Here is an 8,215-nt window from a genome sequence, read left to right on the forward strand (position 1 = left end):
CCGGCGGACCCGACACCGCCCGCGCCGTCCCCCCAGCCGTCACCGTCGGAAACCTGCAACCGTTTCCTGTGGTGGTGCACGTAGGCCGCACCCGGGAGCTACCCGGCTACGACCTACGTACGACCCCGAAGCGCCGCGCCCGAGGCGCCCCGACCTGAGGCGCCCCCGATCCGCCGTGTCTCACATCGCGAGCACCGCCTCGTGCACCGCCCGCACCAACCGCTCGTTCTCCGGCGCGGCCCCGCCGGGGAACGCCATCCGGCGCCGGGTGTACCCGTAGGCGAACCCCCCGCGCGGATCGGCGAACGCCTGGGAGCCCCCGGCGCCGCTGTGGCCGAAGGAGCCGGCGCCGAGGAAGGGGTAGGCGGTGTCGGCCACCGCCTGGAATCCGAGCCCGAAGGATTTGTGCGCCCGGGCCACCAGGTCGTACCCCGTGGAGTGGATCTGCCCGACCTCGGCGATGGTGTCCGGCTTCAGCAGGGGAGGCCGCCCGTCGACCTCGAACAGCACCGCCGCGTACATCCCCGCGAGCCCGCGCGCGGCGGCGACCCCGCCCGCCGAGGCGGGGCCTTTGGCGCGCACGGCACGGGAGTTGGCGTACGAGACGAGGTCGCCGGGGTCCGGGACGTGCGTGTTGAACGCGATGGACGCCAGGGTGTGCGGGGCGGCCGGCACGGCGTCGAGCTCGGCCTGCTGCGGGGGAGTCGGCAGCATCGGCTGCACGGACCGGAAACGCGGTTCGAGCGCCGCCGGCAGCCCGAGGAAGAAGTCGAGCCCGTACGGCGCCCGCACCCGGTCCTCGTACACTTCTTGAAGGCTGCGGCCGGTCGCCCGGCGCACCACCTCGCCCGTCAACGCCCCGATCACCAGGGCGTGATAGCCGAACGCCGTGCCGGGGCGCCAGAACGGCCGCTGGTCGGCGAGGCGTTCGGCGAGCAGCCGGTCGTCGGCCAGCTCCGCGTCCGAGAACCCGGCGTCCAGGCCGACCACGCCCGCGCGGTGCGTGATCAGGTCCCGCAGGGTCAGCTGACCCTTGCCCTCGGCGGCGAACTCCGGCCAGTAGTAGGTGACTTTGCGGTCCAGCTCCAGCGTGCCGTCCTGGACGAGGAGCGCGACGACGAGGTGCGCGGCACCCTTCGTCGACGAGAACACCCCGTACAGGGAGTCGGGTCCCGCCTCCTCGCCGGCCCACAGGTCGACCACTCTGCGGCCGTCCGCGTAGGCGCACAACTGGCCCTCGTAATCGGGCCGTTCAGTCGCCACGAACGCGGCGAACTCCTCCCGTACGGACAGGAAACCGTCCGCGACGGTGCCGTGGATCTCCAGGGTCATCCGCTCTCCTCGACCAGACCGCTGCTTGCGTGTGCCATGGTGAACAAAGCCTGTGCGACCTGGGGGAATTCCCCCTTCGGATGATCCCTGAAGAGGGGTTCCGTGCCGAACAGGACGGCATGCGGCCCGCTCACGACCGACGGCCGCCCGGCGGCGGCGGACGGACCGCCGGTGCCGTCGGCCCGCGCCCGCCAGTGGCCGGAGACGAGCGGGTTCCCGGCGGCGTACGACTCCTCCACGCGCACCCCCGCGCCGAGGCCGGTGAACCAGACGGGGGCGTACGCGAACGCGTACCCCTGAGAGGTCGAACTTGCCACCCGCACCACCCCGTTGGCGTCCTCGTTGCCCTCGACGGCGGTCACCGCCAGCAGCCCCGCCCCGGCGTTGACCTGAGCGCCCACGGCGCCCCGGCCGACCAGCCCGTGCCCCGCGAGGAACCTGTCCAGCGCGCTCCTCGCGCCCGCGTCCAGACGGGCATGGTCGAGCCCGGCCGACGCGAACAGGACATCGACGGAAGCCCAGTCGAAGCCCGCGTTGAGGAGCTCCGTCGAGACCGGCGTCACCTCGAAGCCCATCTCCCGCAGAGCGAACAACTCACCGGAGGTGACGGCCGCGGCGACCCGCACGCGGTGCAGCGGAGCCGTCCCGGTGAACGGCGTCGCGGTGAAGGCGACATTGTGGGCGCGGGCCGCCTGAACGGCCGTGCGGCGGGCGGACGCCGGGACGATCACGCTGGTGGCGCTGTCCCGGCGTACCGGAACACCTTGCCGCAGCAGAGAGTTGAGGGCCGCGTACGCGTTCGGGTCGCCCAGGCGCAGGCGGAGGTTGCCGTAGGCCGGGACCGAACTCACCGGCGCGGCACGGGAGATGGCGTGGGCCGCGGGGAGGCGTCCCGTGGTGACCCGTTCGACCTTCGCGCCCCACAGGCGGCCCAGGCTCCAGCCCGAGATGTCGTACATCGTCGACACCTTGCCGCTGATGTCACGGCCGTCGGCCAACAGGGCGTTCGCCAGGCCGCGTTTGGGCTGGCGCATGTCCACGAGGTAGGCGCCGGCAGGGGAGTTGACGCGGGTGACGCGTACGTCGTTGGCGATGAGGTGGTCGACCAGCCGGGCCGCCGCCGTCGTGCCGGACGGGATGACGTACGCGCGCGGGAACGTCGTCGTGTAGACGTCCTCCGGGCCGATTCCCGGCACACCGGGGACAGTTGAGGAGGAGACCGGGATCTGCGCCGCGCCTCGCGCACCGCGCCGGAAGACCTCGATCTGGTCGGCGATCAGCTGGGAGCGGCGGGCGCGCACGAAGTCGAGGGTGGCGTTCATCGCGGCGCCCGCGACGGCCGTGTTGATGCCGGCGCGCCGCCGGAGTTCCGCGACGGGCAGGTCGTACGCCGCGTTGTTCACCCGCAGCGGGATCTCGACCGTGTGCGCGGCCACCGTGCCGTGGTAGGCCGCGTACTGCGGGGTGAAGATGGGCGGCCAGTCGTCCCAGCCCTCCTGCTGGTCCCGGAACGGGATCTGCGCGGGTTCGACCCCGTCCCGACCCGGCGTGTAGCCCAGGGAGTTGACGGACTTCTCCATGCCGAGGGCGTTCGCGTACGTGTTCTTCAGGAACAGGTCGTACTCGTAGTTCTCGCCGTGCGGGGGAGTGGTCGGCTCGATCAGGGTGCCGTTCACGTACCCGTGCAGGTCCAGCATGACGGCCGGCTGCTTGTCGATCTGGATGCGCCGCATCGCCCGCGTCTCCGGCTGCGAGGCCGTCACGAAGTCCCGGTTCAGGTCGAAGCCGTTCGCGTTCGCGCGGGTGCCGGCGATCCGGCCGTCCGGGTTGGCGGTGATGTTGAAGTACAGCCGGGTGTGGGCGAGGAGATCCCTCGTGCGCGCGTCGTTCGCCGTCGCGAGCCGCTCGATCACCTTCAGGGCGGCGTCGGTGCCTTCCCACTCGTTGCCGTGGATGTTGCTGTTGAAGAAGACGGGCGCCTTGTACCCGGCGACCTGCCCCGCCCACGACACCTTCGCGTCCTCGATGAGCCGCCGGGTCCGCTCCTGCGCCCGCGCCTGCGCGGCGCTCTCCGGCGCGGTCACGGTCACCAGATACAGCCGATGCCCGCCCGCCGACCGGCCGGTGACCTCCACACTCACCCGATTCCCCAGCCGCTGGAGCGAGTTCAGCTTCGCCGAGATCGCGTGATACGGCGTGAGTCCCAACTTGATGGACTTGTCAGCAGAGTTGACGGGGTCCGGCGAGAGCACCACCCGCCGCGGATACCCCCGCCCGTCCTCGCCGAGCTCGGCGACGGGCGCCGCGAGCGCCCGACGGGCCGCCGCCGCCCCCGAGTCGGCGGCACGCCCGGTGAACTCCCGCTCCCTGCTGGGCCGTTCGTTCTCCGCACGGGCCGTCTCCGGCCCCAGCAGCAACGAGCCCGCCACGGCTCCCACGACACCGACGATCAGCAAAGGTCTGACAGGGATGGTTCTCGTGCTCCTCACGCGTACCTCCTCAGATCGGTACGGCGAGATGTACCTGTTCGACTCAACGGCAACAAGAGGGCCCGGACATCACCACGGCTTCCGGGCACGCGCGAAGGCCGCACCCCACGTCCAGGGATGCGGCCTTGGGAACACCGAGCGCTGTGTGCGCCCCGGTCAGAGCTTGACGATCATCTTGCCGATGTTGTCGCCGCGCAGGACGCCGAAGAACGCTTCGAGGTTGTTCTCGATGCCCTCCACCACCGTCTCCTGGTACTTCAGCGCACCCGAGGCGATCCAGGGGGCGACCTCGGCGACGAACTCGGGCTGGAGGTCGTAGTGGTCGCCGACGAGGAAGCCCTCGATGCGCCCGCGCGTCTGGATGAGGCGGGCGAGGTTGCGGGGGCCGGGGGCGGGCTCGGTGTTGTTGTAGACCGAGATCATGCCGCACACGGCGATCCGGCCGCCCTGGTTGAGGGAGCCGACCGCGGCTTCGAGGTGGTCCCCGCCGACGTTGTCGAAGTAGACGTCGATCCCGTCGGGCGCGGCCTCGCGCAGCAGGTCGGAGACCTTGCCGGTCTTGTAGTTGAACGCGGCGTCGAAGCCGTACTCCTCGACGAGGAGCTTGACCTTCTCGTCGGACCCGGCGGAGCCGATGACCCGGGAGGCGCCCTTCAGCTTCGCGATCTGCCCGACCTGGCTGCCGACGGCGCCGGCCGCGCCGGAGACGAAGACGGAGTCGCCCTCCTTGAACGCGGCGGTGCGCAGCAGGCCCGCGTACGCGGTGAGGCCGGTCATGCCGAGGACACCGAGGTACGTGGACAGGGGCGCGGCACCGGCGTCGACCTTGACGGCCTGCTTCGCGTCGAACGTCGCGTACTCGCGCCAGCCGCCGAAGTGCAGGACGTGGTCGCCGACGGCGATGCCCTCCGCGTTCGACTCGATCACCTCGCCGACCGCGCCGCCCTGCATGGCCTTGCCCAGCTCGAACGGGGCGGTGTACGACTTCGCGGCGCTCATGCGCCCGCGCATGTACGGGTCCACCGACAGGTACGTGTTCCGGACCAGGACCTGACCCTCACCGGGCTGGCGGACCTCCGCCTCGACCAGGGCGAAGTCCTCGGTCTTCGGCCAGCCGACGGGACGGCTGAGCAGGTGCCATTCACGGTTGAGCATGGGGGACCCTTCCTCGCACTTATTTCATTACCTGAAACAATAATGTGGCTGGATATTTCATGTTGTCAAGTATCGGGGTACCCTGGTGAGCATGGCCACAGACAGCACCCGCCGCTACGACCCCCTCACCGTGGAAGTCATCGAACTCATCGGCGAGGTCGTGGCCCGCTTCCACGACGACTACGACACGGCGGCCACGGAACACTCCCTCACGGGCGCGCAGGCCCGCCTGCTCAGCCTCCTCACCCTCGAACCGCTCCCCATGCGCAAGATCGCCGAGCGCCTGAAGTGCGAGCCGTCGAACGTCACGGGCATCGTCGACCGCCTCGAATCCCGCGGCCTCGTCGAGCGCCGCCCCGCGCCCGCCGACCGCCGCGTCAAGCTCGCCGCCGCCACCGACGAGGGCCGCAAGGTCGCCCGCGACCTGCGCGACTCCCTGCGCTTCGCCCACGAGCCCTTCGCCGAGCTCACCCGGACCGAGCGCGAGGTCCTGCGGAGCCTGCTGCGCCGCATGATCGGCGAGCCCGAGGCGGGCGCAGGGCAGGGCGCAGGACAGGGCGGGGAGCAGGGCGGAGGGCAGGGCGCCGACGGAGCGGAGGGCATTGTCAGCGGCGGCCGATAGAGTTTCCCCATGCGCGATCTTGGGGTGGGTTTCGGGTATCTGGTGCAGGGCCAGCGGTGGGTGGCCGGGCACGGGAGGCAGTACGGCTTCGGCCTGATCCCCGGCCTGATCACGCTCGTGCTGTACGTCGCGGCCCTCGCCTCCCTGATCATGTGGGGCGGCGACCTCGTCTCCTGGGCGACGCCCTTCGCCGACGACTGGTCCAGCCCCTGGCAGGGCCTCTTCCGCGGCTTCCTCACGGTCGTCCTGTTCGCCCTCGCGCTGCTCCTCGCGGTGCTCACGTTCACGGCCGTCACGCTGCTCGTCGGCCAGCCGTTCTACGAGAGCCTCTCCGAGAGCGTCGACCGTGACGTCTCGCCCGACGGCACCGCCCCCGAGTCCGGCCTCCCCCTCTGGCGCGACCTCCTCATCTCCGCCCGCGACAGCCTCCGCGTCCTGCTGCGCGCGGGCCTGTGGAGCGTCCTCCTCTTCGGCCTCGGCTTCCTCCCCGTCGTCGGCCAGACCGTCGTCCCCGTCATCGGCTTCTTCGTCACCGGCTTCTTCCTCACGGAAGAGGTGACCGCCGTCGCCCTCCAGCGCCGGGGCATCGAACTCCGCGCCCGCCTGAGCATGCTGCGCTCCCGCAAGACACTCGTCTGGGGCTTCGGTACGCCCCTGGGCATCGCGTTCCTCATCCCCGTGGTCGCCGTCTTCCTCATGCCGGGCGCGGTCGCGGGGGCGACCCTCATGGCCCGGCACATGCTCGACGAGGAGATCAGGGAGGAGGACCACGAGGACGAGGAGGTAACCGCCGCCTGACCGGCCTCAGCTCGCGGACACCGCCGTACGCACGATCTCCCGCACCTGCCCCACGATCCGCTCCCGGTTCCCCACGAACTCCGGGTCCGTCACCTCCGTCGTGTTGCCCGCCCCGAACTGGAGGACCGGCGTGTGCACATGGCCGCCCGGCAGGGAGTCGTGCAGGCCGAGGCGGTCCCTCAACAGGGTCGCCCGGTAGGCGATCTCGTTGGACAGGTAGTCACCGCCCCCGCCCTCGCGGGCGGTCGAGCCCGGCGTCGGTCCGTCGGGCCGCTCGACGGGGGCCGTGCCGCCCGCCGGTATCTCCGTGACGCTCGTGTTGTCGTACACCGGGAACGGGCCCGTACGGGCCGCGACGATCGCCGCGTACGGGAGCGTCGTGGTCGTCCACTGCGGCTGCGACGCCGGATCGGTGACCGGGATGGTCTCCGTGCGCCCGATGTTGTCGTTGTCCCCGAAGCCGCCGCGCCACGCCCCGTTGGTGCGCTCGATGTCGAACCGCCCCACGCGCCCCTGGCTGACGGTGGTGAAGAGGTCGACCCGGGGAAGGTGAGGCCGCAGCGCACGCTCGACGCTCCCCTCCGTGAAGTCCTGCCAGCGCACGGGGAAGACGGCCGTCTCGATGCGGGTGGGCCCGTGCGCGGTCTCGATCACCGTGCCGTCCAGCGTGAGCGCCGTGGCGCCGGACGGGTTGGAGATACGGATGTCCGCGTCGAGGGTGAAGGGATCGAACCCGGTGACGAGGACCCGCTTGAGCCCCTTGTCGCGGGCGGGGTAGGCGATGTCCGTCTGCCCACGGGACGTCCGCTCCAACTCGTCCAGCAGCGCCGCCCGTTGCGCCGCGCTCAGCCCGAACGACGGCTCCCAGCCCCGCAGTTCACGCGTCATCCCCAACCGCGCCCAGTACAGCGGCCGATCGTCCCCCCGGCTCAGATCACCGGTCACCGGCCCCCGCCCCTGCGCCCGGTCCACGGCCCGCCGCCACAGCGCCGACCCCTCCCGCACGACCACGGCACGGGCCTGCGCGTAGCCGCGCGCCCCGCCGAGCGCCCGCGCGAACTCCGGTGCCACGGAGTCGAATCCGGACCGGGCGAGGATCTCCCGGGGCACGGCACGGTCGAGGCGCTGCTCCTCGACGGTCGGTGCCGGCGCGAGCGGGGGCGCCGCGCTCGCGGCGACGGGGGAGGCGAGGCCCGCGACGAGGGCGAGACTCACGGCGCCGAGGTGGACGCGGAGAAAGGAGGGCATGTGGGGGTTTCCGTTCCTTCCGGGAAGGCTGGGACCCCGGAATCATCCCGTGCCGGGAGTGGTCCACGCCATGGCGCGAGCCGTCTCCGCGAGAACCTCCACGAACGCCTCCCCGGCAGCCGGTACGGCCCGCCCCCGCACGGTCGCCGCGTACACGGCCCGCGTCGGCCCCCCTTCGTCGACGACCCGCACGAGCGCGACGTCCCGCCGCACCGCCCCGGCGGCCAACGCGGGCACCAGCGCGACCCCGAGCCCGGCGGCGACGTACCCCAGCTTGGCCGTCCACTCCCCGACGACATGCGCGACCCGGGGACGGAACCCCTGCCTCGACGCGGCGTCCAGCAAGGTCCCTTCGGGGTGCGGGCCGCCCGAGATCCAGTCGGCGTCGGCGAGTTGGGCGAGCCGGACGTCCGGGGCGTCGGCGAGCGGGTGGCCGGCGGGGAGGGCGACGTACAGGAACTCGTCGAGGAGATGCCGGAGTTCGTACGGCGCGAAGGAGGCCCCGCCCGTCGTCGACACCACCGCCACGTCCAGGTGCCCGGCCGCCAGCCGCTCCAGCAGCCCCGCCGTG

7 protein-coding genes are annotated in these 8,215 nt (G+C 71.9%); 2 read left to right on the forward strand and 5 right to left on the reverse strand.

Translation table 11 applies throughout. The features are described from left to right. Window positions 1–180 precede the first annotated feature (180 nt). The 3 genes from AOK24_RS27980 to AOK24_RS27990 all read right to left on the reverse strand — a co-directional run bounded on the left by AOK24_RS27980 (window position 181) and on the right by AOK24_RS27990 (window position 4,976). Window positions 181–1,332, reverse strand: coding sequence for a serine hydrolase domain-containing protein (locus AOK24_RS27980; protein ID WP_055722831.1), 1,152 nt, complete (start codon window positions 1,330–1,332; stop codon window positions 181–183). After that, a complete protein-coding gene (locus tag AOK24_RS27985) occupies window positions 1,329–3,821 on the reverse strand; it encodes a M14 family zinc carboxypeptidase (RefSeq protein ID WP_055722832.1) in 2,493 nt (830 codons plus the stop codon). Before AOK24_RS27985 ends, AOK24_RS27980 begins: the two co-directional genes overlap by 4 nt. 156 nt (window positions 3,822–3,977) lie before the next feature. Beyond that, a complete protein-coding gene (locus AOK24_RS27990) occupies window positions 3,978–4,976 on the reverse strand; it encodes an NADP-dependent oxidoreductase (protein WP_055722833.1) in 999 nt (332 codons plus the stop codon). 91 nt (window positions 4,977–5,067) lie between these two features. Between AOK24_RS27990 and AOK24_RS27995 the strand changes: the two genes are divergently transcribed. Both AOK24_RS27995 and AOK24_RS28000 read left to right on the forward strand, forming a co-directional pair. Continuing rightward, window positions 5,068–5,598, forward strand: coding sequence for a MarR family winged helix-turn-helix transcriptional regulator (locus AOK24_RS27995; RefSeq protein ID WP_079057026.1), 531 nt, complete (start codon window positions 5,068–5,070; stop codon window positions 5,596–5,598). Between the two features lie 9 nt (window positions 5,599–5,607). Beyond that, window positions 5,608–6,396 carry an EI24 domain-containing protein gene (locus tag AOK24_RS28000; protein ID WP_055722834.1) on the forward strand — a complete coding sequence of 263 codons (789 nt, stop codon included), beginning with the start codon at window positions 5,608–5,610 and terminating at the stop codon, window positions 6,394–6,396. 6 nt (window positions 6,397–6,402) lie between these two features. Here the strand turns inward: AOK24_RS28000 and AOK24_RS28005 are convergent, their stop codons facing one another. Further along, window positions 6,403–7,644, reverse strand: a complete 1,242-nt coding sequence (locus AOK24_RS28005) for a pyroglutamyl-peptidase I (protein ID WP_055722835.1) — start codon at window positions 7,642–7,644, stop codon at window positions 6,403–6,405. 42 nt (window positions 7,645–7,686) lie between these two features. Then, a partial coding sequence (locus tag AOK24_RS28010; RefSeq protein ID WP_240554153.1) for a LysR substrate-binding domain-containing protein occupies window positions 7,687–8,215 on the reverse strand: 529 nt, incomplete at its 5' end.

The organism is Streptomyces niveiscabiei, assembly GCF_001419795.1.
Classification (GTDB): domain Bacteria; phylum Actinomycetota; class Actinomycetes; order Streptomycetales; family Streptomycetaceae; genus Streptomyces; species Streptomyces niveiscabiei.